Origin of the sequence: Streptomyces sp. P13-3-3 (assembly GCF_050571355.1) — a bacterium.
GTDB classification, from domain to species: domain Bacteria; phylum Actinomycetota; class Actinomycetes; order Streptomycetales; family Streptomycetaceae; genus Streptomyces; species Streptomyces althioticus.
On the sequence record NZ_CP192228.1, the window covers coordinates 746,628 to 772,986 of the forward strand.

At 72.0% G+C, this 26,359-nt stretch carries 24 protein-coding genes; 13 read left to right on the forward strand and 11 right to left on the reverse strand.

Going from position 1 to position 26,359, the window contains the following annotated elements; all coding sequences use genetic code 11:
• Window positions 1-53 precede the first annotated feature (53 nt).
• Window positions 54-968 (reverse strand): RNA polymerase sigma factor SigF, encoded by a 915-nt coding sequence (locus ACQZOG_RS03520; RefSeq protein WP_106963417.1) that lies wholly within the window; start codon window positions 966-968, stop codon window positions 54-56.
• Window positions 969-1,216: 248 nt separating this feature from the next.
• On the opposite strand from ACQZOG_RS03520, the gene ACQZOG_RS03525 reads away from it, so the two are divergent.
• Both ACQZOG_RS03525 and ACQZOG_RS03530 read left to right on the forward strand, forming a co-directional pair.
• Window positions 1,217-1,594 carry an STAS domain-containing protein gene (locus tag ACQZOG_RS03525; RefSeq protein ID WP_019522686.1) on the forward strand — a complete coding sequence of 126 codons (378 nt, stop codon included), beginning with the start codon at window positions 1,217-1,219 and terminating at the stop codon, window positions 1,592-1,594.
• Between the two features lie 242 nt (window positions 1,595-1,836).
• On the forward strand, window positions 1,837-2,403 hold the full coding sequence (locus ACQZOG_RS03530) for an ATP-binding protein (RefSeq protein WP_037639955.1): 567 nt from the start codon (window positions 1,837-1,839) through the stop codon (window positions 2,401-2,403).
• 633 nt (window positions 2,404-3,036) lie between these two features.
• On the opposite strand, the gene ACQZOG_RS03535 is transcribed toward ACQZOG_RS03530, so the two are convergent.
• Complete coding sequence (locus ACQZOG_RS03535) at window positions 3,037-4,533, reverse strand: oligopeptide:H+ symporter (protein ID WP_033276199.1); 1,497 nt, start codon at window positions 4,531-4,533, stop codon at window positions 3,037-3,039.
• 517 nt (window positions 4,534-5,050) lie between these two features.
• Between ACQZOG_RS03535 and ACQZOG_RS03540 the strand changes: the two genes are divergently transcribed.
• A complete protein-coding gene (locus tag ACQZOG_RS03540; RefSeq protein WP_019522689.1) occupies window positions 5,051-5,728 on the forward strand; it encodes a response regulator transcription factor in 678 nt (225 codons plus the stop codon).
• A 35-nt stretch (window positions 5,729-5,763) separates the two neighbouring features.
• Window positions 5,764-7,038: an ATP-binding protein gene (locus ACQZOG_RS03545; RefSeq protein WP_033276200.1), complete on the forward strand. Its 1,275-nt coding sequence runs from the start codon at window positions 5,764-5,766 to the stop codon at window positions 7,036-7,038.
• A 33-nt stretch (window positions 7,039-7,071) separates the two neighbouring features.
• Here ACQZOG_RS03545 and ACQZOG_RS03550 read toward each other — a convergent pair whose 3' ends face one another.
• Entirely contained in the window at window positions 7,072-7,566 is a 495-nt protein-coding gene (locus ACQZOG_RS03550; protein ID WP_033276248.1) for a GtrA family protein, read from the reverse strand.
• 164 nt (window positions 7,567-7,730) lie between these two features.
• Between ACQZOG_RS03550 and ACQZOG_RS03555 the strand changes: the two genes are divergently transcribed.
• The 4 genes from ACQZOG_RS03555 (at window position 7,731) to ACQZOG_RS03570 (ending at window position 11,838) form a co-directional block, all read left to right on the forward strand.
• Window positions 7,731-8,870 carry a 5-(carboxyamino)imidazole ribonucleotide synthase gene (locus ACQZOG_RS03555; RefSeq protein WP_078492849.1) on the forward strand — a complete coding sequence of 380 codons (1,140 nt, stop codon included), beginning with the start codon at window positions 7,731-7,733 and terminating at the stop codon, window positions 8,868-8,870.
• Window positions 8,867-9,391 (forward strand): 5-(carboxyamino)imidazole ribonucleotide mutase, encoded by a 525-nt coding sequence (gene purE / locus ACQZOG_RS03560; RefSeq protein WP_033276202.1) that lies wholly within the window; start codon window positions 8,867-8,869, stop codon window positions 9,389-9,391. The genes ACQZOG_RS03555 and purE overlap by 4 nt, the downstream gene beginning before the upstream one ends.
• Before the next feature lie 14 nt (window positions 9,392-9,405).
• Entirely contained in the window at window positions 9,406-10,584 is a 1,179-nt protein-coding gene (locus ACQZOG_RS03565) for a dipeptidase (protein ID WP_058917939.1), read from the forward strand.
• Window positions 10,585-10,710: 126 nt separating this feature from the next.
• Window positions 10,711-11,838 (forward strand): dipeptidase, encoded by a 1,128-nt coding sequence (locus tag ACQZOG_RS03570; protein WP_033276203.1) that lies wholly within the window; start codon window positions 10,711-10,713, stop codon window positions 11,836-11,838.
• Between the two features lie 453 nt (window positions 11,839-12,291).
• Here the strand turns inward: ACQZOG_RS03570 and ACQZOG_RS03575 are convergent, their stop codons facing one another.
• Entirely contained in the window at window positions 12,292-12,684 is a 393-nt protein-coding gene (locus ACQZOG_RS03575) for a VOC family protein (RefSeq protein WP_033276250.1), read from the reverse strand.
• 50 nt (window positions 12,685-12,734) lie between these two features.
• Window positions 12,735-13,094: a VOC family protein gene (locus ACQZOG_RS03580; protein ID WP_430741270.1), complete on the reverse strand. Its 360-nt coding sequence runs from the start codon at window positions 13,092-13,094 to the stop codon at window positions 12,735-12,737.
• A 117-nt stretch (window positions 13,095-13,211) separates the two neighbouring features.
• Between ACQZOG_RS03580 and ACQZOG_RS03585 the strand changes: the two genes are divergently transcribed.
• Window positions 13,212-13,718: a CGNR zinc finger domain-containing protein gene (locus ACQZOG_RS03585; RefSeq protein WP_193468457.1), complete on the forward strand. Its 507-nt coding sequence runs from the start codon at window positions 13,212-13,214 to the stop codon at window positions 13,716-13,718.
• A 103-nt stretch (window positions 13,719-13,821) separates the two neighbouring features.
• Here the strand turns inward: ACQZOG_RS03585 and ACQZOG_RS03590 are convergent, their stop codons facing one another.
• The gene (locus ACQZOG_RS03590) at window positions 13,822-15,165 is read right to left on the reverse strand and encodes a UDP-glucose dehydrogenase family protein (protein WP_037639946.1); all 1,344 of its coding nucleotides are present in this window, start codon (window positions 15,163-15,165) and stop codon (window positions 13,822-13,824) included.
• A 195-nt stretch (window positions 15,166-15,360) separates the two neighbouring features.
• Between ACQZOG_RS03590 and ACQZOG_RS03595 the strand changes: the two genes are divergently transcribed.
• Complete coding sequence (locus ACQZOG_RS03595; protein WP_058916681.1) at window positions 15,361-16,518, forward strand: acyl-CoA dehydrogenase; 1,158 nt, start codon at window positions 15,361-15,363, stop codon at window positions 16,516-16,518.
• 81 nt (window positions 16,519-16,599) lie between these two features.
• On the opposite strand, the gene ACQZOG_RS03600 is transcribed toward ACQZOG_RS03595, so the two are convergent.
• Both ACQZOG_RS03600 and ACQZOG_RS03605 read right to left on the reverse strand, forming a co-directional pair.
• Window positions 16,600-17,244 carry a dihydrofolate reductase family protein gene (locus ACQZOG_RS03600; protein WP_403262630.1) on the reverse strand — a complete coding sequence of 215 codons (645 nt, stop codon included), beginning with the start codon at window positions 17,242-17,244 and terminating at the stop codon, window positions 16,600-16,602.
• Window positions 17,245-17,309: 65 nt separating this feature from the next.
• Complete coding sequence (locus ACQZOG_RS03605; RefSeq protein WP_033276209.1) at window positions 17,310-18,473, reverse strand: phospholipase D-like domain-containing protein; 1,164 nt, start codon at window positions 18,471-18,473, stop codon at window positions 17,310-17,312.
• A 180-nt stretch (window positions 18,474-18,653) separates the two neighbouring features.
• Here ACQZOG_RS03605 and ACQZOG_RS03610 point away from each other — a divergent pair, with 180 nt between their 5' ends.
• On the forward strand, window positions 18,654-19,019 hold the full coding sequence (locus ACQZOG_RS03610; RefSeq protein ID WP_058916682.1) for a four-helix bundle copper-binding protein: 366 nt from the start codon (window positions 18,654-18,656) through the stop codon (window positions 19,017-19,019).
• Window positions 19,020-19,085: 66 nt separating this feature from the next.
• On the opposite strand, the gene ACQZOG_RS03615 is transcribed toward ACQZOG_RS03610, so the two are convergent.
• On the reverse strand, window positions 19,086-20,354 hold the full coding sequence (locus tag ACQZOG_RS03615; RefSeq protein ID WP_193456743.1) for an LCP family protein: 1,269 nt from the start codon (window positions 20,352-20,354) through the stop codon (window positions 19,086-19,088).
• Window positions 20,355-20,473: 119 nt separating this feature from the next.
• Here ACQZOG_RS03615 and ACQZOG_RS03620 point away from each other — a divergent pair, with 119 nt between their 5' ends.
• Window positions 20,474-21,031, forward strand: a complete 558-nt coding sequence (locus ACQZOG_RS03620) for an acyl-CoA thioesterase (protein WP_033276212.1) — start codon at window positions 20,474-20,476, stop codon at window positions 21,029-21,031.
• Window positions 21,032-22,033: 1,002 nt separating this feature from the next.
• Here ACQZOG_RS03620 and ACQZOG_RS03625 read toward each other — a convergent pair.
• Window positions 22,034-23,395 carry an LCP family protein gene (locus tag ACQZOG_RS03625; protein ID WP_058916684.1) on the reverse strand — a complete coding sequence of 454 codons (1,362 nt, stop codon included), beginning with the start codon at window positions 23,393-23,395 and terminating at the stop codon, window positions 22,034-22,036.
• Window positions 23,396-23,638: 243 nt separating this feature from the next.
• Here ACQZOG_RS03625 and ACQZOG_RS03630 point away from each other — a divergent pair, with 243 nt between their 5' ends.
• Complete coding sequence (locus tag ACQZOG_RS03630; RefSeq protein ID WP_430741271.1) at window positions 23,639-24,679, forward strand: glycosyltransferase family 2 protein; 1,041 nt, start codon at window positions 23,639-23,641, stop codon at window positions 24,677-24,679.
• Between the two features lie 96 nt (window positions 24,680-24,775).
• On the opposite strand, the gene ACQZOG_RS03635 is transcribed toward ACQZOG_RS03630, so the two are convergent.
• Complete coding sequence (locus tag ACQZOG_RS03635) at window positions 24,776-26,350, reverse strand: LCP family protein (protein WP_359496779.1); 1,575 nt, start codon at window positions 26,348-26,350, stop codon at window positions 24,776-24,778.
• Window positions 26,351-26,359: the final 9 nt, after the last annotated feature.

Here is a 26,359-nt window from a genome sequence, read left to right on the forward strand (position 1 = left end):
CGGCCCGGACCCTCCGGGCCGCCCCCTGGAGGACGGACGTCACGCGGCCGTGATCACTCCTCGACCGTGAGGCCCTTGCGCAGCTTCACCAGCGTCCGGGACAGCAGACGGGAGACGTGCATCTGGGAGATGCCGAGCTCCTCTCCGATCTCCGACTGGGTCATGCCGGCGACGAACCGCAGCGACAGGATCTTCCGGTCCCGTGACGGCAGTTCGGCGATCAGCGGCTTCAACGACTCGATGTACTCGATGCCTTCGAGCCCGTGGTCCTCGTAACCGATCCGGTCGGCCAGGGCGCCCTCTGCGTCGTCCTCCTCGGGCTGGGCGTCCAGGGAGGAGGCGGTGTACGCGTTCGACGCGGCCATGCCCTCGACGACCTCGTCGGTGGTGATGCCCAGCCGGTCCGCCAGCTCGGCCACCGTCGGCGCGCGGTCGAGCTGCTGGGCCAGTTCGTCGCCGGCCTTGGCCAGGTCCAGCCGCAGCTCCTGCAGGCGGCGCGGTACGCGCACGGACCACGAGGTGTCGCGGAAGAAGCGCTTGATCTCGCCGATGATGGTCGGCATCGCGAAAGTGGGGAACTCCACACCCCGCGTGTGCTCGAAGCGGTCGATCGCCTTGATCAGGCCGATGGTGCCGACCTGGATGATGTCCTCCATGGGCTCGCTGCGGGAGCGGAACCGGGAGGCGGCGAACTTGACCAGTGCGAGGTTCAGTTCGACGAGCGTGGTGCGTACGTACGAGTAGTCGTGACTGCCTTCGTCGAGCGACTCCAGGCGCTCGAACAGGGTCTTGGACAGGGCCCGTGCGTCGACCGGGCCCACCTCGTCGTACGGGGGGATCTCCGGGAGTCCGGCGAGTAGACCGTCCTCGACGACTCCCAGGTCGTCCTGCTCGATGGGATCCAGATGTTCCGGGGGTGGTGTCGACGTCGCTTCTTGGGTAGGCGATGCGTCGAGCCGGGGTGACATGATGTCCTCCATCGTTCTCGGCATATGGCTGCCGAAGCCGATACGTGCACTGCGGTGTGCGGCGCCTCCAAAGCCGGCCGTGTCGGGTACGTGTCTTTACTAGCCCTACCGGCTGCTCGGAGCATGCCGCAAGTGCGTTCTGTTCGGTTATGTCCGTTTGTGCGTGATTGTTAGAGTGTCGATGCGTGGCCGGAAGGCGTAATGTTCGAGAGCGTCAGGAACAGCCACGACCTCGGGAGAGAGACGGCATGGACCGCGGGACGGTCGGCAGCGCACAGTCGGGCCGGCTTCTGGTCGAGGTGCGAGAAGAGGGCCCCAGTGCCGTCGTGACCCCGGCGGGTGAGTTGGACCACCACACCGCCGATCTGTTGCGGGAGCCACTGGAGGACTGCCTCGCCAAGGGTTTCAAGCGGCTTGTCATCGACTGCTCCCGGCTGGAGTTCTGTGACTCCACGGGGCTGAACGTGCTGCTCGGGGCCCGGCTGAAGGCCGAGGCGGGCGGCGGCGGGGTGGCCCTCGTGGGCATGCAGCCCGTCGTTGCGCGCGTGTTCGAAATCACGGGCGCGGACGCGGTGTTCGCCGTCCACGACACGCTCGAGGCGGCCCTGGCCGACGATTCGGCGTGACGCGGGCGGGCAGGCCCGGCGGGGCGCTCGTGCCGCACCCGCCGGCGGCGGGGGGCTCCCGACGCGTTTTTTCGCGCGAATACGGGGGTGTTCCGTCGGACGGGTCGGGCAGGAGACACCCTGTACGTCCCGGACGCGGTGGTCGGGAGGGCGCCGAGAACCCGTCGGGCCGTCCGCGCGTGACCGGCCGAGTACGGAAGATTTCGCATTGTGAACTGGTGACACGGTGAGGTGAAGCGCTGATGAGCACCACCCGGCCCTATTCGCCGGGCGACCGCGGTCCGGAGCCCAGCGGCGCTTCCGGGACGCCCGGGGGCGCTGCGCCGGCCGCAGGCGCCCCGGACGGCGGCGTGGCCACGCCGACCGCCGAGCCGGTGTCCCCCGAGGGGCAGCCCGGCGGCGCACAGGTGCGCCGGCTGAGCTTCGAGGACCAGAGCGGGGTCGTGCCGCTCGCGCGGGACTTCACGCGGCAGGCGCTGTACGACTGGGGCTGGCTGCCGGCCGCCACGGCGGACCGGCGCGCCGCCGCCGAGGACGTCCTGCTCGTCGTGTCCGAGCTGGTCACCAACGCGTGCCTGCACGCCGAAGGACCGGACCTGCTGACCATCACCTGCGACCGCAAGGTGATCCGCCTCGAGGTCACCGACCGCGGCACCGGCCGGCCGTCCCCGCGCACGCCCCACCGCGCGGGCCGTCCGGGCGGGCACGGCATGTTCATCGTCCAGCGGCTGTGTCTGGACTGGGGGGTCCAGCGCCTGCCCGATGTGGCGGGCAAGACAGTCTGGGCCGAGCTGGGCACGCCGTCGTAGTTCCCGGTACGTCCCGGTACGCACCGGCCTCCAGGACCCTGAGGGGTCCCCGGGGGCCGTTTCGTTTTTCGGCGCGGCGCCTTGTACGCGCCTGAGCGCCCGCGAAACACCCGGGCCCGCACCGGGGGCTTCCGGGCCGGTACGCCCCCACCTGAGCGTCCTCAGCACGGTGGAGGCGCCCTTCAGGGGCGCGGGGAACTGCGCGCTCAGCCACGAAGGTCCCGCGCCCGGCGGTGGCGGGGTGCCGCTGCGCTCACCCGTGCCGCCCCTAGCGGCACGACTGCCCGCAGCGGCGGCGTCCTTCAGGGGCGCGGGGAACTGCGCGCTCAGCCACGGGGGTCCCGCACCCGGCGGTGGCGGGGTGCCGCTGCGCCCACCCGTGCCGCCCCTAGCGGCACGACTGCCCGCAGCGGCGGCGTCCCTCAGGGGCGCGGGGAACTGCGCGCCCAGCCACGGAGGCCCCGCACCCGGCGTCGGCGGGGTGCCGCCCCTGAGGGGCGCGGGGAACTGCGCGATCAGCCACAGCCGGCCGGCACCCGGAAAGAGCCCCCAAGCCCCCGAAAAACCCCGAAGGGCCCCCAGCCGTGCCGGCCGGGAGCCCTTCGTTTCAGTGCGCGACGCGCGACACCCGCCTCAGCGGACGTCCCCCATCAACGACTTCACCTTGTTCCGGTACATCCAGATGGCGAACCCCGCCACGACCGCGAGGGTCGCCTCCAAGGCGACGATCCCCGTCTTGTTGAGGTCGACACCGGCGATGGACAGCAGACCGGTCGTGGCGTCACCGGCGGTGACGGCCAGGAACCAGACGCCCATCATCTGCGAGGCGTACTTCGCGGGCGCCATCTTCGTGGTGACCGACAGGCCGACCGGGGAGAGCAGCAGCTCGCCGACGGTCTGGACGAAGTAGATCGCCACCAGCCACAGCGCGGCCGCCTTGTGACCGCCGTCGGCGATCGACAGCGGGGCGAGGAACAGGAAGAACGAGACGCCGACCAGCATCAGACCGGACGAGAACTTCACGATCGTGCTCGGCTCCTTGCCGCGCCGGTTCAGCGCGAGCCAGATCCAGGCGAAGACCGGGGCCAGGGCCATGATCAGGACCGGGTTGACCGACTGGTACCAGGAGACCGGGAAGTCCCAGCCCAGCACGCTGTTCTCGGCCGACGAGTCGGCGAAGATCGACAGGGTCGAGCCGCCCTGGTCGTAGATCATCCAGAAGATCGCCGCGGCGACGAAGAACCAGATGTACGCGGACATCTTCGACTGCTCGGTGCGGTCGAGGTCCTTGTCGCGCTTGATGCGCGCCAGCACCATCACCGGGATGATCACGCCCAGCAGGGTCAGCGGGACCAGGATCCAGTTCAGGGTGTAGTGGCCGGAGAAGCCGACGATCGCGTACGCCACGACGGCGATGCCCGCCCACAGCGCGGCCTTGCGGAGCGTGGAGGCCTTCTCCTCGGCCGACAGCGGCTTCGGGACGACGCTGGACTGCGGGTCCAGGTGGCGGGTGCCCAGCAGGAACTGCGTGACGCCCAGGCCCATGCCGAGCGCGGCGAGCGCGAAGCCCAGGTGCCAGTTGACGTTCTCACCGACGGTGCCGATGATCAGCGGCGCGGCGAAGGCACCGAGGTTGATGCCCATGTAGAAGACGGTGAAGCCACCGTCCCGGCGCGGGTCGTCCGGGCCCTTGTAGAGCTGGCCGACCATCGTGGAGATGTTGGCCTTCAGCAGACCGGAGCCGATCGCGACGAGGCCGAGGCCGCCGTAGAACGTGCCCGAGTAGGGCAGGGCCAGCGTGAGGTGGCCGAGCATGATGACACCGCCGGCGACGGCGACGGTCTTGCGGGGGCCCCAGACCCGGTCGCCGAACCAGCCGCCGGGCATGGCGAGCAGGTACACCAGCGACAGGTACACCGAGTAGATGGCGGTGGCGGTGCCCGCGCTCAGACCGAGACCGCCCGGCGCGACGAGGTACAGCGGGAGCAGAGCCCTCATGCCGTAGTAGGAGAAACGCTCCCACATCTCGGTCATGAAGAGAGTGGCCAGTCCGCGGGGGTGGCCGAAGAAGGTCTTCTCGGATCCGGGGGTGCCCGGGGAGACCGAGTCCTTCGTCAGGCTGGACGCCATGGTCGTTCCTTGCTGTCGGGACGCGTCGCGCGAGACGGGTACGCGCCCGGTGGGGGGCTGGCCGGCACCGGCGGGCCGTACCGTCCGCCCCACGCCTGGGGGGTGCCGCCCCGGATCACGGAGCGACGGACGGCGACCACCGGGATCCACGCCCCCGCCGTGCGTCGACGCGCGGCGAAGGCCCGGCCACAGGTCATTCCTTCAGGGACCGGCAGCGTGTGCCGGCCCGCACACAAAAGAGACCTTCAGCGTCAACTGCCGCCAAAGGTCCCCGCGGTGCAACAGGCGTTGGTTCACCATACGGCAGGACACTGCCGGATATGGAAGGACTTGAGACGCGAATCACAGGTTTCAAAGGAACCGTGATCGCCTATTCGAAGGTCCGTCCAGCATCGCACCTCGCACCCGCAGGTCCGTCCCGGGGGTCGGGACGGTGAGAATCGGGTGAGACGCCGGTAAGAGCCGAGCCCGCCGATCACACCCCTGCGGCTCGGGCCACGGGTCTACCATCATCCGCATGACCCGTGTACTGCTCGCCGAGGACGACGCGTCCATCTCGGAGCCGCTGGCCCGCGCCCTGCGCCGGGAGGGCTACGAAGTCGAGGTGCGTGAGGACGGACCCGGCGCCCTGGACGCCGGAATGCAGGGCGGCGTCGACCTGGTCGTGCTGGACCTCGGGCTGCCGGGGATGGACGGCCTGGAGGTCGCCCGCCGGCTCCGCGCCGAGGGGCACACGGTCCCTCTGCTGATCCTGACCGCGCGCGCCGACGAGGTGGACACGGTCGTCGGCCTGGACGCGGGCGCCGACGACTACGTCACCAAGCCGTTCCGCCTCGCCGAGCTGCTGGCCAGGGTCCGCGCCCTGCTCCGGCGCGGCGCCGCCGAGCCGCAGCAGCCGCCCGCCACCCACGGCGTGCGCATCGACGTCGAGTCGCACCGCGCGTGGATGGGCGACGAGGAGCTCCAGCTCACCGCCAAGGAGTTCGACCTGCTGCGGGTGCTGGTGCGCGACGCGGGCCGGGTGGTCACCCGCGACCAGCTGATGCGCGAGGTCTGGGACACCACCTGGTGGTCCTCCACCAAGACCCTCGACATGCACATCTCCTGGCTGCGCAAGAAGCTCGGCGACGACGCGGCCAACCCCCGCTACATCGCCACCGTGCGCGGCGTGGGCTTCCGTTTCGAGAAGAGCTGAACCCCCGCCGGGGTTCCGCCGCCGGGTAAGAGAACATGCGCCGCCGTCTGATCCAGTCCACGCTCGCCGTGGTCCTCGTCGTGATCGCCGTCTTCGGGGTCTCCCTGGTGATCGTCGAGACCCGCACCATCACCGAGACCGCCAGGGAGCGCGTGGAGTCCGAGGCGGTGCGGCTCGCCAGCATCGTCGACAGCCGCCTCCTCGTCGAGGACAAGGTCACCGCCGAGATCATCGGCGACCAGATGCCCGACGACCGGTACGCCGTCGTCCGGATCCCCGGCAAGCCGCCCATCGAGGTCGGCTCCAGGCCGGACGGCGACGTCATCAGCGCCACGGCGCCCGGCGAAGAGGGCGAGACGGTCACCGTCCAGGAGCCGCGCTCCTCGGTGACCGAGGAGGTCGCCCGCACCCTGCTGATCATCGGTCTCGTGGCGCTGCTCGCCGTGATCGCGGCGGTGCTGCTGGCGATCCGGCAGGCCAACCGGCTCGCCTCCCCGCTGACCGACCTGGCCGAGACCGCCGAGCGCCTCGGCTCCGGCGACCCGCGCCCCCGCCACCGCCGCTACGGCGTCCCCGAGCTGGACCGGGTCGCCGACGTGCTGGACGCCTCCGCCGAGCGCATCGCGCGCATGCTGACCGCCGAGCGGAGGCTCGCCGCCGACGCCTCCCACCAGCTGCGCACCCCGCTCACCGCGCTGTCCATGCGGCTGGAGGAGATCACCGTCACCGACGACCCGGACACGGTGAAGGAGGAGGCGACGATCGCGCTCGCGCAGGTGGAGCGGCTGACGGACGTGGTGGAGCGGCTGCTGACCAACTCCCGCGACCCGCGCACCGGCTCCGCCGTCACCTTCGAGCTCGACGACGTGATCAAGCAGCAGCTCGCCGAGTGGCGCCCCGCCTACCGCAGCGCCGGCCGGGCCATCGTGACGTCCGGCAAGCGGAACCTGAAGGCCGTGGGCACCCCGGGCGCGGTCGCCCAGGTGCTGGCCGCGCTGATCGAGAACTCGCTGATGCACGGCGGCGGCACGGTCGCCCTGCGCACCCGGGTCACCGGCAACCAGGTCGTCGTGGAGGTCACCGACGAGGGTCCCGGCGTGCCCGCCGAGCTGGGTTCGCGGATCTTCGAGCGGGCGATCAGCGGCCGCAACTCCACCGGGATCGGCCTGGCGGTCGCCCGGGACCTCGCGGAGGCGGACGGCGGCCGGCTGGAGATGCTCCAGGCCAAACCGCCCGTGTTCGGGCTGTTCCTCTCCAGCACGCCCCCGCGGAAGGACCCAGACGAGGAGACCCGCAGGACGGTGCGCTGAGACGCCCGGCGGTCACCCGGCGCGGTACGGCCGCTACGGCACGCGCTGCCGGAGCCGCTCGTCGGCGATCGTGGCGCCGCCGCCCGCCACGGGTTCCTCCCGCACCGGCAGGGCGCGGAACACCCACGAGCGGTAGGACCAGAAGCGGAACAGCGTCGCGATGCCGATGCCGAGGAACTTGAAGATGTTGCTCTGCAGGGAGCTGTCCCAGCCGAAGCCGTACGTCGCCGTGTAGAGCACGCCGTTCTCGATCACCAGGCCGATGACGCTGAACAGCAGGAACAGCGACATCTCGCGGGTGCGCCGGGACTTGTCGCGGTCCCGGTAGGTGAAGTACCGGAAGCCGACGTAGTTGAAGACGATCGCGACCACGGTGGCGATGACGCTCGCGCGCACCACCTGGAGGTCGGTCGCCTGACGGACCAGGTTGAACACACCGAGGTTGACCAGAACCCCGGCTCCCCCCACCGCGCCGAACTTGGCCACTTCGCGGAAGAGCCGTCGAAGCCCCGAGGAACCTTGTTCCATCGCCCACAGGCTCCCGTCGGTCGAGTGCGTCAACTCCGCCATGCTAACCACCGGCAGGCGCGATCTTCCTGCGGACGCCGTGTCGCACGGGCCCCACGCGCCCCTCCCGTCCCGGTGGACGGGCGAGAATCGGCCACCCTGGCGTGGGCGGATACCCTGGGGTCGTGACGTTCCCGGTAGTCGGCATGGTCGGCGGCGGTCAGCTCGCTCGTATGACGCACGAGGCTGGCATCCCGCTCGGCATCAGGTTCAAGCTCCTCAGTGACACCCCGCAGGATTCCGCGGCCCAGGTGGTGAGTGACGTCGTCGTCGGCGACTACCGCGACCTGGACACTCTGCGCGACTTCGCGCGCGGCTGCGACGTGATCACCTTCGACCACGAGCACGTGCCCACCGAGCACCTGCGGGCCCTGGAGGCGGACGGCATCCCCGTCCGCCCCGGCCCCGAGGCGCTGGTGCACGCCCAGGACAAGGGCGTGATGCGGGCGAGGCTCGACGCGCTCGGCATCCCGTGCCCGCGCCACCGCATCGTGTCGGATCCGGCCGATGTGGCCGCGTTCGCCGCGGAGGGCGAGGGCTTTCCCGTCGTCCTGAAGACGGTGCGCGGCGGGTACGACGGCAAGGGCGTGTGGGTCGTGGACTCCGAGGCGGAGGCCGCCGAGCCGTTCAAGGCCGGGGTGCCCGTGCTCGCCGAGGAGAAGGTCGACTTCGTGCGGGAACTGGCCGCCAACGTGGTGCGCTCCCCGCACGGCCAGGCCGTCGCCTACCCGGTGGTGGAGTCGCGGCAGGTGAACGGCGTGTGCGACACCGTGATCGCGCCCGCGCCCGACCTCGACGAGGAGCTGGCGCTGAAGGCCGAGGAGATGGCGCTGACCATCGCCAAGGAGCTCGGCGTGGTCGGCCACCTCGCGGTGGAACTGTTCCAGACCCGCGACGGCCGCATCCTCGTCAACGAGCTCGCGATGCGCCCGCACAACTCCGGCCACTGGTCCATGGACGGCGCGATCACCTCGCAGTTCGCCAACCACGTCCGCGCCGTCCTCGACCTCCCGCTCGGCGACCCGCGCCCGCGCGCGAAGTGGACGGTCATGGTCAACGTGCTCGGCGGCGACTACCCGGACATGTACTCGGCGTACCTGCACTGCATGGCCCGCGACCCCCAGCTGAAGATCCACATGTACGGCAAGGACGTGAAGCCCGGCCGCAAGGTCGGTCACGTGAACACCTACGGCGACGACCTGGACGACGTGCTGGAGCGCGCCCGTCACGCAGCCGGCTACCTGAGAGGCACGATCACCGAATGAGCCCGGTTGTAGGCATTGTCATGGGGTCCGACTCCGACTGGCCCGTCATGGAGGCCGCGGCCAAGGCCCTCGACGAGTTCGAGATCGCCTACGAGGTCGACGTCGTCTCAGCGCACCGCATGCCCCGCGAGATGATCACGTACGGCGAGCAGGCCGCGGACCGCGGGCTCAAGGCGATCATCGCGGGCGCGGGCGGCGCCGCCCATCTGCCCGGCATGCTCGCCTCGGTGACCCCGCTGCCCGTCATCGGCGTGCCCGTGCCGCTGAAGTACCTCGACGGCATGGACTCGCTGCTGTCCATCGTGCAGATGCCGGCCGGTGTGCCGGTCGCCACCGTCTCCGTCGCCGGCGCGCGCAACGCGGGCCTGCTCGCGGCCCGGATGCTCGCCGCCCACGACGAGGAACTGCTCGGCCGCATGAGGGAGTTCCAGCAGGAGCTGAACGACCAGGCGACCGAGAAGGGCAAGCGGCTGCGGGCCAAGGCCGAGGGCGCCGGCGCCGGTTTCGGCTTCGGCAAGTGAGCGGGGTGGACCGCGTGACCTCCCTGGACGACGCCCGCGCCCTGCTCGCCGAGTTCCCCATCGTCGACGGGCACAACGACCTGCCCTGGGCGCTGCGCGAACAGGTCTCCTACGACCTCGACGCCCGCGACATCGCCGACGACCAGTCCGCCCATCTGCACACCGACATCCCCCGGCTGCGCGCCGGCGGCGTCGGCGCGCAGTTCTGGTCGGTGTACGTCCGCGCCGACGCCCCGGACCCGGTCCCGGCCACGCTGGAACAGATCGACTGCGTACGGCAGTTGCTGGACCGGCACCCGCGGGACCTGGCGCCCGCGCTGACCGCCGCCGACATGGAGGCCGCGCGCCGCGAGGGCCGTATCGCCTCCCTCATGGGGGCGGAGGGCGGCCACTCCATCGCCAACTCCCTCGGCACGCTGCGGGGGTTGTACGACCTCGGGGTGCGCTACCTGACCCTCACCCACAACTTCAACGTGGCGTGGGCCGATTCGGCGACCGACGAGCCCGGCGTGGGCGGACTGTCGGCGTTCGGCCGCGAGGTGGTGCGGGAGATGAACCGGCTCGGCATGCTGGTCGACCTCTCCCATGTCGCCGCCACGACCATGCGGGACGCGCTGGACACCAGCACCGCGCCGGTGATCTTCTCCCACTCCTCGGCCCGCGCGGTCTGCGACCACCCGCGCAACATCCCCGACGACGTGCTGGAGCGGCTGCCCGCCAACGGCGGCGTCGCGATGGTGACGTTCGTGCCGAAGTTCGTGCTCCAGGCCGCCGTCGACTGGACGGCCGCCGCCGACGAGAACCTGCGCGCGCACGGCTTCCACCACCTCGACACCAGCCCCGAGGCGATGAAGCTGCACCGCGCCTTCGAGGAGAGCCGCCCGCGGCCCGTCGCCACGGTGGCCACGGTCGCCGACCACCTCGACCACATGCGCGAGGTCGCCGGGATCGACCACCTCGGCATCGGCGGCGACTACGACGGCACGGCCTTCACCCCGGACGGCCTCAACGACGTCTCCGGCTACCCCCGGCTCGTCGCCGAGCTGCTGGACCGCGGCTGGTCCCGCGCCGACCTGGCCAAGCTGACCTGGCAGAACGCGGTCCGCGTGCTGGGTGCCGCCGAGGACGTGGCCCGTGACCTGCGCGCCACGCGCGCGCCGTCCAACGCCACGATCGAGGCGCTGGACGGCTGACCGGCGGACGCGGCGCGGGGGCGGGCGGCCCGCCGTACCCCGAACGCCGCGTTCACCAGGAAGCACGTGGGTGCTCCGTGCGACGGTGACCGTACCGCCCGAGGTCACGACGTACGGAGCCCCGTTATGGCCGATCTCCAGGACGACCTGCATACCGCCGCCGAGGTGGGCCGCGCCGACGAGCCGTACCCGCAGGAGGCGGTGGTCGTCGGGCCCGAGGAGTACCGGCCGGTCTCCGACCCGGACGACGCCCCCCTCGACCGAGCGCGGGCCGTCCTCGCCGCCCACCCCGTCTGCGACGGCTACAGCGGCCTGCCGTGGACGCTGCGCGGACTGCCCTGGTACGACCTCGACCTCGGGGAGAGCGCCGTCGACGCGGACCTGCCGCGGCTGCGCCAGGGGCAGGTCGGCGCCGTGTTCTGGTCGCTGCACCTGCCCGACGGCCACGACGGCGGCCGGGCGCTCACCGCGACCCTGGAGCAGCTGGACCTGGCGCAGGGGGTCGTCGCCGCCCACGACGCGGGGCTGCGGCCCGCCCGCACGGCCGGGGAGGTCGTCGACGCCCGCAACTGCGGCCGGGTCGCCGTGCTGTTCGGCCCCGCGGGCGCGCCCGCCCTCGGGGACTCCCTGAGCGTCCTTCGCTCCCTGCACGCCCTCGGCGTCCGGGTGCTCACCCTCACCGGCACCTCATGGGCGGGCCCCGCCGGGCTCTCCCGCTTCGGGGAGGAGGTCGTACGCGAGATGAACCGGCTCGGCATGGTCGCCGACCTCTCCTACGCCTCCGCCCCCACGATCCGCCGGGCCCTCGTCGTCTCCAAGGCGCCGGTGCTGTTCACCCGGTCCGGCGCGTGCGACCTGCGTCCGCACCCGGCCAACCTGCCCGACGACCTGCTCGCCGCGGTGGGTGAGGCGAAGGGGCTGTGCCTGGTGCCGCTCACCGCCGAGCAGGCCGGCCCGACCGTCCGCGACGTCGCCGACCACCTCGACCACGTCCGCACCGTCGCGGGACCGGAGTGCGTGGGGCTCTCCGGCACGTACGACACGGGCGGCGCGCACCCGCAGGAGCTGCGCGACCCGTCGTGCTATCCCCGCCTGATCGCGGAGCTTCTCCGCCGAGGCTGGGAGGAGTCCGACGTGGCCCTCCTGACGTGGGGCAACGTCCAACGCGTCCTCCGCGCGACGGCCTTCACGGCCCACACGGCCCAACAACGCCGCAAGCCGTCGACGGCGACAATCACCACCCTCGACGGCTGAGGCGCCCCTCCGGGGCGCGGGGAACTGCGCGCTCAGCCACGGATTGCCCGCACCCGGCGGTGGCGGGGTGCCGCCCCTTCAGGAGCGCGGGGAACTGCGCGCTCGGCCACGGACGTCTCGCACCCGGCGTCGGCGGGGTGCCGCTGCGCCCACCCGTGCCGCCCCTAGCGGCACGACTGCCCGCAGCGGCGGCGCCCTCCAGGGGCGCGGGGAACTGCGCGCTCGGCCACGGAGGCCTCGCACCCGGCGTCGGCGGGGTGCCGCCCCTTCAGGGGCGCGGGGAACTGCGCGCTCAGCCACGGATTGCCCGCACCCGGCGGTGGCGGGGTGCCGCTGCGCCCACCCGTGCCGCCCTAGCGGCCCGACTGCCCGCAGCGGCGGCGTCCCTCAGGGGCGCGGGGAACTGCGCGCCCAGCCACGGACGACCCGCACCCTGTGTCGCGAAGGCGCTGCCTACGGCTGTTCGATGCGGCACAGGCAGAAGGGATGCCCCGCCGGATCGGCGTAAACGCGGAAGTCCTTCTTCTCGTAGTCCTCGCTGTCCAGGACACGCGCCCCGAGCGCCAGCACCTTCTCCTCCGCCGCGTCGACCTCCTCCCACGTGCCACCCGCGTCGAAGTCGAGATGGAACTGCTGGGAGTCGTGGTCGGCGGCCGGCCAGGCCGGCGGGGTGAAGCCGGGGGCGCGCTGGAAGGCGAGGCGAGGGCCCGAGGGGACCTGGAGGACCACCCAGTCCTCGTCCTCCGCCACGGGCGTGCCGCCGGCGACGGCCGCGTAGAAGACCGCCAGTTCACTCGGGTCGGGGCAGTCCAGGACGACACTGCGCAGTCGTGCCACGGGGGCCATCGGCTCCTCCATCTCTCGTCAGGCGTCTCGTCGGGCGTCTCGTCAGGCTCTCAGCAGGCGCACAGGCAGAACGGGTGCCCGGCCGGGTCCGCGTAAACCCGGAAGGTCCGCGAGCGGTCCTCCGCATCCAGCGGCTTCGCGCCCAGCGCCAGGACCTCCTTCTCGGCCGCGTCCAGGTCCTCGACGGTCAGGTCGAGATGGAACTGCTGGGAGCGGTCGGCCGCGGGCCACCGCGGCGGGACGTGACCCTCGGCCCGCTGGAAGGCCAGCGTCGGCCCGCCGGGGACCGCGAGGTCCACCCAGTCGCCCTCGCCCTCCGGCGTGCCGCCCACGACCCCGGCGTAGAAGCCGGCCAGCACGTGCGGGTCAGGACAGTCCAGGACGACGGCGCCCACCTTCGCTACGGACATGACTGCCTCCTCGTGTGCTCGTGTTACCGCTTGAAGCGGCCTACAGGTAACCGTTACCGCATGCTGCCGCAGTACGGGTAACCTCGCAAGGAGATTGGGGAAAGGTACCGTCGCGTCATGAGCGAGAGAGCGGCCCCGCCGGGGCGGCTGACCCTGGTCCACGACCTCGTCAACACCGTGGACCTCGCCACCGGCGCCGACGCGCTGGACACTCCCGAGGGCCGCGCGCCCTTCGGGATCGCCGAGGACACCGTCGACGACGCCCGCGAGCTGCGCGAGTCGCTGCGCGCCGCTTTGCTCGCGCACGCCGGACACCCCGCCCACCGCCCGGTCGTCCCGCTCGGCGAGCTGCTCGCCCGCGCGCCCCTGGTGGTCACGGTCGACCCCGCCGACGGCTCCGCCGCCCTCGCGCCGGTCGACGAGGGACCGCTGCTGTCGCGGGTCGCCGCCGCCGTCGCCGAGGCGGTCACGGCCGGCACCTGGCAGCGCCTCAAGGCGTGCGAGTCCCCGGACTGCCACTGGGCGTACTACGACCGCAGCCCCGCGGGACGCGGCCGCTGGTGCTCGATGCAGGTGTGCGGGGCCCGCGCGAAGATGCGCCGGTACCGGGCGAAGCAGGGGTAGTCCCGGCACGCCCGCGCCCGGTGCGGCAGAATGCAGCACGACGCCGGTTCGGCCGACTGAGCCTCGGCCGAACCGGCGTCACCCCGCGCGCGGGAAGCGCGTCTCAGGCCCCGGGGCGTCCCATCGCCCGGAAGCGCCAGCCGGCCCGCCGCCACGCCTCCGCGTCGAGCGCGTTCCGCCCGTCCAGCACGACCCGCTCGGCCGCCGCCTCGCCCAGCTCCGCCGGGTCCAGCTCCCGGAACTCCCGCCACTCCGTCAGGTGCAGCACGACATGGGCGCCGCGCACCGCCTCCAGCGCCGAGTCGGCGTACCCGAGCGTCGGGAAGAGGGAGCGGGCGTTGTCCATGCCCTTCGGGTCGTAGACCGTGACCTGGCCGCCCTGGAGGTGGATCTGCCCGGCCACGTTCAGCGCGGGCGAGTCGCGGACGTCGTCCGAGTCGGGCTTGAACGTCGCGCCCAGCACCGCCACCCGCTTGCCGAGGAACGGCCCGCCGCCCAGCTCCTGCCGGGTCAGCTCCACCATCCGGCCGCGCTGGCGCATGTTGATCGAGTCGATCTCGCGCAGGAACGTCAGCGCCTGGTCCGCGCCCAGCTCACCGGCGCGCGCCATGAACGCCCGGATGTCCTTCGGCAGACACCCGCCGCCGAAGCCGATCCCGGCGCGCAGGAACTTCCGCCCGATCCGGTCGTCGTAACCGATCGCCTCGGCCAGCTTGGCGACGTCGCCGCCGGTGGCCTCGCACAGCTCCGCCATCGCGTTGATGAACGAGATCTTCGTGGCGAGGAAGGAGTTCGCGGACGTCTTCACCAGCTCCGCCGTCGGGAAGTCCGTCACCACGAACGGCGAGCCCTCCTCGATCGGCGTGGCGTACACCTCGCGCAGCAGCTTCTCCGACCGCTCGCTGCGCACGCCCACCACGATCCGGTCCGGGTGCAGGGTGTCCTGCACCGCGAAGCCCTCACGCAGGAACTCAGGGTTCCAGGCCAGCTCCGCGTCCGCCCCGGCCGGCGCGTGCTCGGCGAGGTAGGCGGCCAGCCGGTCGGCCGACCCGACGGGCACCGTCGACTTGCCGACGACCAGCGCGGGGCCCTTCAGATGCGGGGCGAGCGAGGCGATCGCCGAGTCGACGTACGACATGTCGCAGGCGTACTCGCCGTGCCGCTGCGGGGTGTTCACGCAGACGAAGTGGACGTCGCCGAACTCGCCCAGCTCGGCCCAGTCCATGGTGAACCGCAGCCGGCCGGTCGAGCCCTCGATCCCGGCCACGTGCCGGCGCAGCAGCTCCTCCAGTCCCGGCTCGTACATCGGGACCTCGCCGCGGCGCAGCTTGTCGATCTTCTCGGGCACCACGTCGAGGCCCATCACCTCGAAGCCCAGCTCGGCCATGGCCGCGGCGTGGGTCGCGCCGAGATAACCGGTGCCGATCACGGTGATCTTGAGGGCCATGGGGGTGCTCCAGAGGTCGCGGCAGGCACGTGCGCGCCCGAGCATATCCGGGGCGCCCGTACGCCCCCCGTCCGGTCGTTCCCCTGGCTGTCGCCCAGCTCACCTATCCACGAGCATGGGGGAAGGCCTAACATTTGAGTTACTTAACGGTAGTTAGCGTGACCAGCATCGCAGCGTTTTGGAGCGTGAGAAACCTTGGCCGGATCGGCTGACTTCGACCTGTACCGCCCGTCCGAGGAGCACGACATGCTCCGGGACGCCGTCCGCTCGCTGGCCGAGGCGAAGATCGCGCCGCACGCCGCCGCGGTGGACGAGGAGGCCCGCTTCCCCCGTGAGGCCCTCGACGCGCTCGTCGCCAACGACCTGCACGCCGTGCACGTCCCCGAGGAGTACGGCGGCGCCGGCGCGGACGCGCTCGCCACGGTCATCGTGATCGAGGAGGTGGCCCGCGTCTGCGCGTCCTCCTCCCTCATCCCCGCCGTGAACAAGCTGGGCTCGCTGCCGGTCATCCTCTCCGGCTCCGAGGCGCTGAAGAAGAAGTACATGGCCCCGCTCGCCAAGGGCGAGGGCATGTTCTCGTACTGCCTGTCCGAGCCGGACGCCGGTTCCGACGCCGCCGGCATGAAGACCCGCGCCGTCCGCGACGGCGACTTCTGGGTGCTCAACGGCGTGAAGCGCTGGATCACCAACGCGGGTGAGTCCGAGTTCTACACGGTGATGGCCGTCACCGACCCGGAGAAGCGCTCCAAGGGCATCTCCGCGTTCGTCGTGGAGAAGGGCGACCCGGGCGTGTCCTTCGGCGCCCCGGAGAAGAAGCTCGGCATCAAGGGCTCGCCCACCCGCGAGGTCTACCTGGACAACGTCCGCATCCCCGCCGACCGCATGATCGGCGAGGAGGGCACCGGCTTCGCCACGGCGATGAAGACCCTGGACCACACCCGCATCACCATCGCCGCGCAGGCCCTCGGCATCGCCCAGGGCGCCCTCGACTACGCCAAGGGCTACGTCAAGGAGCGCAAGCAGTTCGGCAAGCCCATCGCGGACTTCCAGGGCGTGCAGTTCATGCTCGCCGACATGGCCATGAAGATCGAGGCCGCCCGCCAGCTCACGTATGCGGCCGCGGCGAAGTCCGAGCGGGGCGACAGCGACCTGACCTTCCAGGGCGCCGCCGCCAAGTGCTTCGCCTCCGACGTGGCCATGGAGGTCACCACGGACGCCGTCCAGCTCCTCGGCGGGTACGGCTACACGCGTGACTACCCGGTCGAGCGCATGATGCGCGACGCCAAGATCACGCAGATCTACGAGGGCACCAACCAGGTCCAGCGCATCGTGATGGCGCGCAACCTGCCGTAACCGCGGCCAGGCCCCACGGAAGGGCGCCCGGGATCTCCCGGGCGCCCTTCCGCGTCCTCCGGCCCGGACCTGGCGCCGGGCTCACCGGCGCCAGAACAGGTGGTGCGTCACACCGCTCGGGCTGGGCACGGCCTCCAGGTGGTACCGGTCGAGCAGGTCCTCCGGGGAGTCCCACAGACGCAGCCCGGAGCGCAGCTTCACCGGCGACACCGCCACGTGCAGGGTGTCCACCAGACCCGCGTCGAGGAACTGCCGCACGGTGGTGACCCCGCCGCCGAGCCGGACGTCCTTGCCGCCCGCCGCCTCCCGCGCCAGCTCCAGCACCCGCTCCGGGGTGCCGTCGACGAAGTGGAACGTGGTGTCGGACAGCGTGAACGACGGACGCGGGTGGTGGGTCATCACGAACACCGGCGTGCGGAACGGCGGCTCGTCCCCCCACCAGCCACGCCACTCGTGGTCCTGCCAGGGCCCGCGCTGAGGCCCGAACTTGTTGCGCCCCATGATCTCGGCGCCGATGTTGTTCCTGAAATCACGGGTGAAGTAGTCGTCGAGGCCCCGGGTCCCGCCGGGGTCGGTGCGGTTGGGCCAGCTCGCCGTCGCCCCCGCCCAGGCGAACAGCTCGCCCGGGTTCACATGGCCGAAGGGGCGCTCGGGGGTCTGGTCCTCGCCCGCGCCGACCCCGTCGGCCGAGACGCAGAAATTCTGTACGCGCAGCAGCTGAGGCACTGTCTCTCCCGTGCTAGGTGACAGTGGATGGACTCCCCGGGAGGGGAGAACTCATCGCCGTCCGCTCACAGGAAACGCCGGATCGGGGTGACCGCCGCCTCCGCCAGACGGGCGCGCAGCGGACGGCGCCGCCAGCGGGCCGGGTCGACGGCCTCGCTCTGCTTGCGGTCGGCGTCGAAGTCCTCGTCGAGCCGCGCGGTGAAGTCCTCGTCGAGGACGGCCAGCATGACCTCCTCGTCGTGCTCCAGCGAGCGCCGGTTGAAGTTGGTCGAGCCGATCAGGGAGCAGACGCCGTCCACCGTGATGATCTTCGTGTGGAGCATGGTCGGCTGGTACTCCCGCACCTCCACGCCCGCGTCCACCAGCGTCTGGTAGTGCTGACGTCCGGCCAGCAGACAGGCGCGCTGGTCGGTGTGCGGCCCGGGCAGCAGGATCTCCACCTTCACGCCCCGGCGTGCGGCGGACGCCAGCAGGTCGATGAAGTACTCGTCCGGCGCGAAGTACGCCGTGGACAGCCGGAACCGCTCCTGCGCCGAGGTGATCACCACACGGAGCAGGGTCTGCATGTCCTGCCAGCCGAAGCTGGCCGAGCCGCGCACCACCTGCACGGTGGCGTTGCCGGGCTGCTCCTGCGAGGTGAAGCGGTCGTACTCGTCGTACAGCTCGTCGTGGCACTCGGCCCAGTTCTGGGCGAAGGCAGCCGCGATGCCGTCCACGGCCGGGCCCCGGACCCGCACGTGCGTGTCGCGCCACTCCTCGGGGCTGCGGGCGTCGCCGCACCACTCCTGCGCGATGCCCACCCCTCCGGTGAAGGCGGTGTGCTCGTCGGTGAGGAGCACCTTGCGGTGGCAGCGGTGGTTCTGCCGCATCGGCGACAGCCGGGTCGGCTTGCGGAACCACGCCACGTGGACGCCGGCCTCCTCCATCGCCTCCAGCAGCTCCGGCTCTATCTCCTTCGCACCGAAGCCGTCCAGCAGCAGCCGCACCCGGACGCCCGCGCGCGCCCGCTCGGCCAGCGCCTCCGCGAACTCGTGCGCGATGTCGCCCCGCCAGTAGACGAACGTCATCATGTCGACCGTGTGCTCCGCGGCGCGGACCGCCGCCAGCATCGCCGGGAAGATCTCGTCGCCGTTGCGCAGCGGCACGAGTTCGTTGCCCTCGGTCGCCGCGATGCCGATGAGCCGCTCCAGCCGTCTGCGCAGCCGCTGCCGCTCCGTCTGTGCCGTCATGGTCCTCTCCCTGTCCGTGCCGCGGAATCGCCCCCTCGGCGCCGCGGTCACCGGCGCCACCCTTCCTGTTTGCCGCTCCCGGCCCGGCCAAGCAGCGCCCTGTGGTGGTCATGGACACAGGGGCGTAGGACGGGAGGTGCGGGGGCCGAGCGCCGGTCCTCGCCGGACCTGGGAGGAACCATGACCCAGCAGCAGCCGGCCACGGAACCGCTGAGCAAGGAGATGCAGGACTGCATCCAGGCGTGCATGGCCTGTCACGGCGTGTGCGAGGAGGCCATGAGCGCGTGTCTGCAGAGGGGCGGCGAGGCCCAGACGCGGATCATGCGGGCGCTCCTCGACTGTTCGGAGATGACCCGCATGTGCGCGGACATGATGATGCGGCGCTCTCCGCTGCACAACGAGATGTGCATGATGTGCGCGCAGGCCTGCGACCTGTGCGCGGAGGCGTGCATGACGATGCCGGAGGACGAGCTGATGACGCGGTGCGCCGAGTCGTGCCGCCGCTGCTCGGAGATGTGCCGTGCGATGGCGGGCGCCCCGATGTGACACACGCGCCGGACATGCGCGAGGGCACCCCCGGCGGGGGCGCCCTCGTCGTGGTGACCGGCGCTGTCAGTCGCCCGTGACGGTCACCTTCTCGTCGTTGTTCAGCTGGTTGACCAGCTGCTTCACCTTGTCCTTGTTCCACAGCAGGTTGCCGCCGCTGGAGCCGGCGAGCGGCATGTTCATCGAGGTGCCCTCGCCGCCGCTGACGCCCTTCATCGACCAGAACATGTCGGCCAGGTCGAACAGGCCCATCTCCTTGTCGACGATCAGGGAGTCCAGCCCGGCGCCCATGGTCGGGTAGAGCCGGAAGGGGTTGAGGACGGTGCTCGGGGTGGCCACCTGGCCGGCCAGGGCCGAGAGGAACTTCTGCTGGTTCTTCGTACGGTCCAGGTCGGAGCCGGGCAGGGCGTAGCGGGTGCGGACGAAGGCGAGCGCCTCCTCGCCGTTCAGGGTCTGCTTGCCCTTCTTGAAGTCGGCGCCGGACTTGGTGTCCTTGATGTCCTGCGGGATGTCCATCTCCACGCCGCCGACCGCGTCGACGATGTTCGCGAAGCCGCCGAAGCCGATCTCCACGTAGTGGTCGATGTGCAGGCCGGTGTTGAACTCCACCGTGCGCACCAGCAGCTCCGGGCCGTCCTCGGCGTACGCGGCGTTCAGCTTCACCTGGCGGCCGGTGCCCTGGTAGACCTTCCCGGACTCGGAGCCCTTGAAGGTGGGGATCTCCACGTTCGAGTCGCGGGGCAGCGATATGAGGGTCGGGCCGTTGTCGCCGGTGTGCAGGATCATCACCGAGTCCGTGCGCTTGCCCTCGGCGGATCCGGTGCGCAGCCGCTTCTTGTCCTCGTCCGACAGCCCCTCACGGCTGTCGGAGCCGACGATGAGGTAGTTGGTGCCCTCGCCCTTCTCGGGCCGCTCGATCACCTTCGACAGGTCGACCTCGCGGTTGAGCTTGGAGTCGGCCCAGAAGTACGTGGCGACGGTGGTGACGAACAGCACGGTCACCAGGGTGATCGCCGTCCACTTGATACGGCGCCGCCAGTCCGGCGCGGGGCGCTGCGGGCCGTGGCCGTCACCGCCGCCGCGTCCGCCGGCGCCGCCGTAGACCTGGCCGGTGTTGTAGCCGCTGTCGTAGTCGTCGTAGCCGCCGCTTCCGTGGCCGTCGACGTACTGGGGCTGCTGCGGGACCCCGCCGTAGGCGCCCTGCCCGGGAGGGGCCGGCTGACCCCGCCGGACCTGCCGCATGACACGGGGGCTCTCGGGCTGTGCGCTCGCGCTCCCGCGTCCGTAGCGGCGGCCGCGGTTGTCGTCGGACCATGCCTCGGGCCAATCATTCATGCCAGACAGTGTGCAGGTCCGCCGGGTCCGCCATACAAGGGTCGTCGGAAAATCAAAGCGCCGCTGTTGCGAAGCTGACACAAAACCACCGCCTGTCACCTCGGCATAAGGTGGAGGCCATGACAGACCAGGCCCCTGCCGCGCAGACGGACAGTCCGGAGATCCCGGGCAAGCCCGTCTCGGCGTCCCGCACCACCCTCAGCCACATCATGACCCACAACGACACCAATCTTCTGGGCACCGTGCACGGTGGGGTGATCATGAAACTGGTCGACGACGCGGCGGGCGCCGTCGCCGGCCGGCACTCGGGAGGGCCGGCCGTGACGGCCTCCATGGACGAGATGGCGTTCTTCGAGCCGGTCCGCGTGGGTGACCTTGTTCACGTCAAGGCCCAGGTCAACTGGACCGGCCGGACCTCGATGGAGGTCGGGGTGCGGGTGCTGGCCGAGCGGTGGAACGAGTCCGCGCCGGCGACGCACGTCGGCTCCGCCTACCTCGTCTTCGCCGCGGTCGACGCCGACGGCAAGCCGCGGCGGGTGCCGCCGGTCCTCCCCGAGAGCGACCGCGACCGCCGCCGCCACCAGGAGGCCCAGATCCGCCGCACCCACCGCCTCTCCCGCCGCCGCGCGATCCTGGAACTCCGCGAGAAGCGCGCGGCGGAGGGCTTCGACGACTGACGCCGTGGCCCACCAGGGCCGCCCCCTGGCGGACGCCCTCGCCGCTCTGACCGGAGCGCCCACGGCTCGCCCGCCGGGCGCGCAGGGACCATGACGGCGACCCGACCCACGAGAGGCCGGCCGACGGTCAGCCGTGCGGCGTCCATCCGACGGCCGGGGCGGGACGGCGAGTCACGCTCGGAGTGCGCGGCTCGGGTCCGGTCCGTGCGGGCCGGACCTTGTGACCGGCCAGGCCCGGCCGGGCAGGGATCCGCGCGTGGTGTGCGCGGCTTCGACCCGGTCCGTCCTGGACGGACTGTGCGACCCGCCCGGCCGGGACCCGTAACCCTCGGGTCCCGGCCCGCGGCGGACGCCGAGTGCCGGCCTCTGTGCGCTGCCCCTCCCGGGGACGGTCGACGATTGCACGGCTGCCCGCGCGCTGCCGTGAGAGCTCGGAGCTTGAGGGCCCGGAGGTGAGGCGGGCGCCCGCGGGGACGCGCGTCCGTCGCCCTCCGGCCGTCCGGCTGCCCGAGGCAGGCACTCGGCCCCCGCCCGCGTCCCCGGACTGCCCGGCGGCAACCGCCCAGGCTTCGGCAGTGCCAAGGCCGGCACCGCCCGGGAGGCCGCGCGGTCTGCCTCGGCACCGCCGAGGCCTCGGCAGCGCCAGGGCCCACGCCGCACGGTAGGCCGCGCGGTCCGCCTCGGCACCGCCCAGGACTCGGCAGCGCCAGGGCCCACGCCGCCCGGCGGGCCGCGCGGTCTGCCTCGGTATCGCCCAGGCCTCGGCAGCGCCAAGGCCGACACCGGCCCGGCAGGCCGCGCGGTCTGCCTCGGCACCGCCCAGGACTCGGCGACAGGGCCCACGCCGCCCGGCGGGCCGCGCGGTCTGCCGGGGACACCAAGGTGGTCCGGGCCGAGGGCCCGGCCGTCTGCGGCCGGTGGGCCGGGCGGTCCGCCGGGCATGGTGGGGACGCCTCGGGGCCAGGGGCCCGTGGCCGGGAGAGCCCCCCGCCGTCCGCGGGGTCAGCCGCAGTTGACCTCGTCGCCGCGGACCACCCCGAACTCTCCCTGGCCCGGGTCCTGCGGGCGGACCTTGCGGACCTTTTCGAAGTCGGCGCCCGCGATGACCTTCAGGGTCGGGCCCTGGCCCTTCACCGCGCGCAGTTCGCTGCCGGGGAGGGCCGCCGCGAGGGACTTCGCGGAGCGGTCCCAGCGGGGGTCGTAGGCGACGACCGTGCGTTCGTGGTCCTGGCGGTCGGCGTTGGCGGGGGCCTTGGTGGTGGCGAAGCCGGTCGCCGCCAGGGCCGCGTCCACGCGCCGGCCCAGACCGGACGTGCGGGTGCCGTTCTCGACCTGCACCCGGATCTGCTTCGGGTCGACCGGCACCCGCAGCGCCGCGCCGGCCGAGGGCCGCGTGGACAGCGGCTCGTCGCGGCGCAGCGCCTCGAAGATGTGCTCGGACTTCTCCGCGTCCCACTTCAGCGTCGAGCCGATGCCCTTCACGACGTACCCCGGCGTCACCACCGGCACGGTGGTGAACTCCGACGACGACGGCGAGAAGTTCCGCATCGCCCGCCCCAGGTCGAGCAGCTCACCGGTGCCGAACCCCTCGTCCGCGCGGACCGAGCCGAGCACCGCGCGCGTGACGTCCCTGAACCGCATCGGGTTCAGCAGGATCCCGGACGACGTGGCCCGCTCCACCAGCGCCGCCAAGAAGTGCTGCTGCCGCCGCATCCGGCTGAGGTCGGACCCTCCGTCGACGTACCGGGCGCGGACGTACTGGAGGGCCTCGCCGCCCTTGAGGGTGTGCCGGCCCGGGGCCAGGTCGAGCCCGCTGTGGCTGTCCTTCAGACGCTGGTCGGTGCAGATCTCCACGCCCCCGACCACGTCGACGGTCTTCATGAAGCTGGCGAAGTCGACCTCCAGGTAGTGGTCGATCTTCACCCGGGTCATCTTCTCCACCGTCCGCACGGTGAGCTGCGGCCCGCCCTCCGCGTAGGCCGCGTTCAGCTTCAGCGGGTGACCCTTGTGCTGCTGCCCGCTGACCCGGTCGGTGTGCGGGGGCGTCAGGGCGTAGGAATCACGGGGGAGGCTGACGACGCTGGCCCGGTCCCGGTCCTCCGAGATGTGCACGATCATGACCGTGTCGGTGCAGTGACAGGGCGCCCCGCCGAGCCGGTACTTCTCCCGCTCCGCCTTGCCGATGCTGTCCCGCCCGTCCGTGCCGACCAGCAGGATGTTCATGCCGTGCCCGGCCCGCGGCCGGTTCTTCATGTCGCGGAACGGGTCGACGCGTGCGATGTCGTCGTCGAGCCCGCTGAGCACCGCGTGCCCGATCCCGGCGGAGGCGAGCACCACGACCGACAGCGTGGTGACCGTGCGCATGACCCACCGCGGCCGGCGGCGCGGGGGCGCCGGCGGGCGCGTGGCCGGCCGGGACGGCCGCGCCGGGCGCCGGTCGGGGTTTCGGGGCCGGGGGGAGCGCGGCGGCGTGGGCAAGGGGGGCACCTCCGGACGACGGCCGAGCGTGGAATCGTGAGCACCGTAGGCCGATACGATCTGCGGCCCTTCGCACAGCACCCCGGCACGCGCAGACGTGTCCCCCGTTCGCGGTAACGTGAGGCTCCTATGAACGCCAATCCCGACGTGCGGCCCCCGGCCGTTTCCGTGATCATGCCCGTCCTCAACGAGGAGCGGCATCTGCGCGGCGCGGTCCGCGCGATCCTCGCCCAGGAGTACGCCGGCGAGATGGAGGTCGTGATCGCCCTCGGTCCGTCCACGGACCGCACGGACGAGATCGCCGCCGAGCTCGTCGCCGAGGACCCGCGGGTGCACACCGTGCCCAACCCGACGGGCCGCACCCCGGCCGCCCTCAACGCGGCGATCAAGGCCTCGCGCCATCCGATCGTGGTCCGCGTCGACGGCCACGGGATGCTCTCCCCGAACTACATCGCCACCGCCGTGCGTCTCCTGGAGGAGACCGGCGCGCAGAACGTCGGCGGCATCATGCACGCCGAGGGCGAGAACGACTGGGAGCGGGCCGTCGCCGCCGCGATGACCTCGAAGATCGGCGTGGGCAACGCCGCCTTCCACACCGGCGGCCAGGCGGGCCCCGCCGAGACCGTGTACCTGGGCGTGTTCCGGCGCGAGGCGCTGGAGCGGCAGGGCGGCTACAACGTGGAGTTCATCCGCGCCCAGGACTGGGAGCTGAACTTCCGCATCCGTGAGGCGGGCGGGCTGATCTGGTTCTCGCCCGAGCTGCGGGTGTCGTACCGCCCCCGCCCGTCCGTGCGGGCGCTCGCCAAGCAGTACAAGGACTACGGCCGCTGGCGTCACGTGGTGGCCCGCTACCACGCCGGCTCCATCAACCTGCGCTACCTCGCGCCGCCGACCGCGGTGTGCGCGATCACGGCCGGAATCGTGGTGGGCGCGGCGCTCACCCCGTGGGGCTTCGTCGTCCCCGGCGCCTACCTCGCGGCGATCGTCGCGGGCTCCATACCCGCCGGCAAGGGCCTGTCGCTCAAGGCGCGGCTGCAGATCCCGGTGGCCCTCGCCACCATGCACATGTCGTGGGGCTGGGGCTTCCTGACCAGCCCGCGCTCCCTGGCGAAGAAGGTCATCGCCTCCCGCCGTCCCGCCGTCAAGACGGAGGACGCCACGGCGGCCTGACGCCCCGTCCGACCCCGACCCGACGTCCGAAGGCCCCATCCCGCACCGGGAAGGGGCCTTCGCGGTCACCGGGTGAAGTGTCACCAGGCGGAAGCGTCACCAGGTGAAGCCGGGGCTCACATGCATGCAGGCCTTGTCGTCCGCGCCGTTGAGCGCCTGCGCCGACTCGGGCGTGGTGTCGTCCTCCTCGGGCGCCTCGTACCGCGTGCCCTCGCGCCAGTCCGCGCCCACGACCAGCGTCACGCCGGACACGTCCGTGGACCGCTTCACCGCGTCCGCCGGGATGCCGAGGACCGCCGCGACACGGTGGGCGTCGCCCTCCAGGTCGGCGCTCGGGTAGCGCACCACGGTCCGCTCCTCGGTGTACGCGCCCGCGGTGTCGGCGGTGGCGCCGGTGAAGCCCTTCTCCTTCAGCTCCCCGGCGATCGCGGAGGCCCGGCCCTGGGCGGGCGCGAGGGTGTCGGTGCGGGTGCCGTTGCGGACCTGCACGGCGATGGCCGAGTCGGCCGCGGCCGGGTCGGCGGGCGGCTCCACCACGGGCGGCTTCGGCTTCGCGTCCCTGCCGTCCAGGGCGATGTCCTCGCGCACCAGCCGGAAGAGTTTCTCGGCGTCCTCCGTGGGCTCCACGCGGGCGCCCACGTACCGGTTGGGCATCGTGGTCATGGTGATGCGCTCCGGCTTCACCTTCCGCAGCTCGGTGCTCAGGTCGTACAGCTTCTTCACCGTGTCGAGGCCCGGGTCCACGGTGAGCGCACGGGTGGCCTCCTCGGCCAGCCGGCGCAGGCTGTTGGGGCTGCTCAGGGTGGCGTTCTCGCGCAACTGCCGGGCCAGCGAGTTCATGTACATGTGCTGCGCCTTGGCACGCGCGAGGTCGCTGCCGTCCTCGAAGCCGTACCGGGTGCGCAGCCACTGCAGGGCCTGCTCGCCCTTGACCGGGTGGGTGCCCTTCGGCAGCTTCAGCCCGGAGCCGTGGCCCTGGCTGTCGCGTGAGTGGATGTTCGCGTCGACGCAGACCGGGACGCCGCCGACCGCGTCCGCCATGGCGACCACGCCCGCGAAGTCCACCATCACGAAGTGGTCGATGTGGATGCCGGTGAGTTCCTGCCAGGTGGCCACCGTGCAGCCCGGACCGCCGTGCCCCAGGCTCTGGTTGGCCATCACCCGGCCCTCGCTCGCCGGGTACACCGTGCCGTCGTCGGGGTCGGTGCACTTGGGAATGTTCAGCAGGGTGTCGCGCGGCATGCTGATCACGGACATGTTGCTGCGGTCCGCGGACAGGTGGACCAGCATCTGCACGTCCGCCAGCGGCGTCGAACCGAACGTCTCGCGGGCGCCGCCGAGTTTCTGGTTCTCCTCGCTGTCCCGCGCGTCGCTGCCGATCAGCAGGATGTTCAGCGGGGTCTGGCCCGCCGCGTTGGGCGTCGGTTCGGCGACCTTGCCGTCGCCCAGGTTCAACGGGTCCTTGCGGATGTTGTCGTTGAGCTGGCGGTAGTACAGGTAACCCGCCGCTCCGGCCGCGAGTATGAGCAGCGCCAGCACCGCGGCCGACCACTTGAGTACGCGCCGGAAGCGCCGCGGACGCGGGGCCGAGCCGTCGGCGGGCGGGGCGTCGTCGGGAGCCGGCGCGAGCTCCTCGTCGCGGGCCGTCTCCCGCGTGGCGTTCTGTGTCACTGCCCCGTC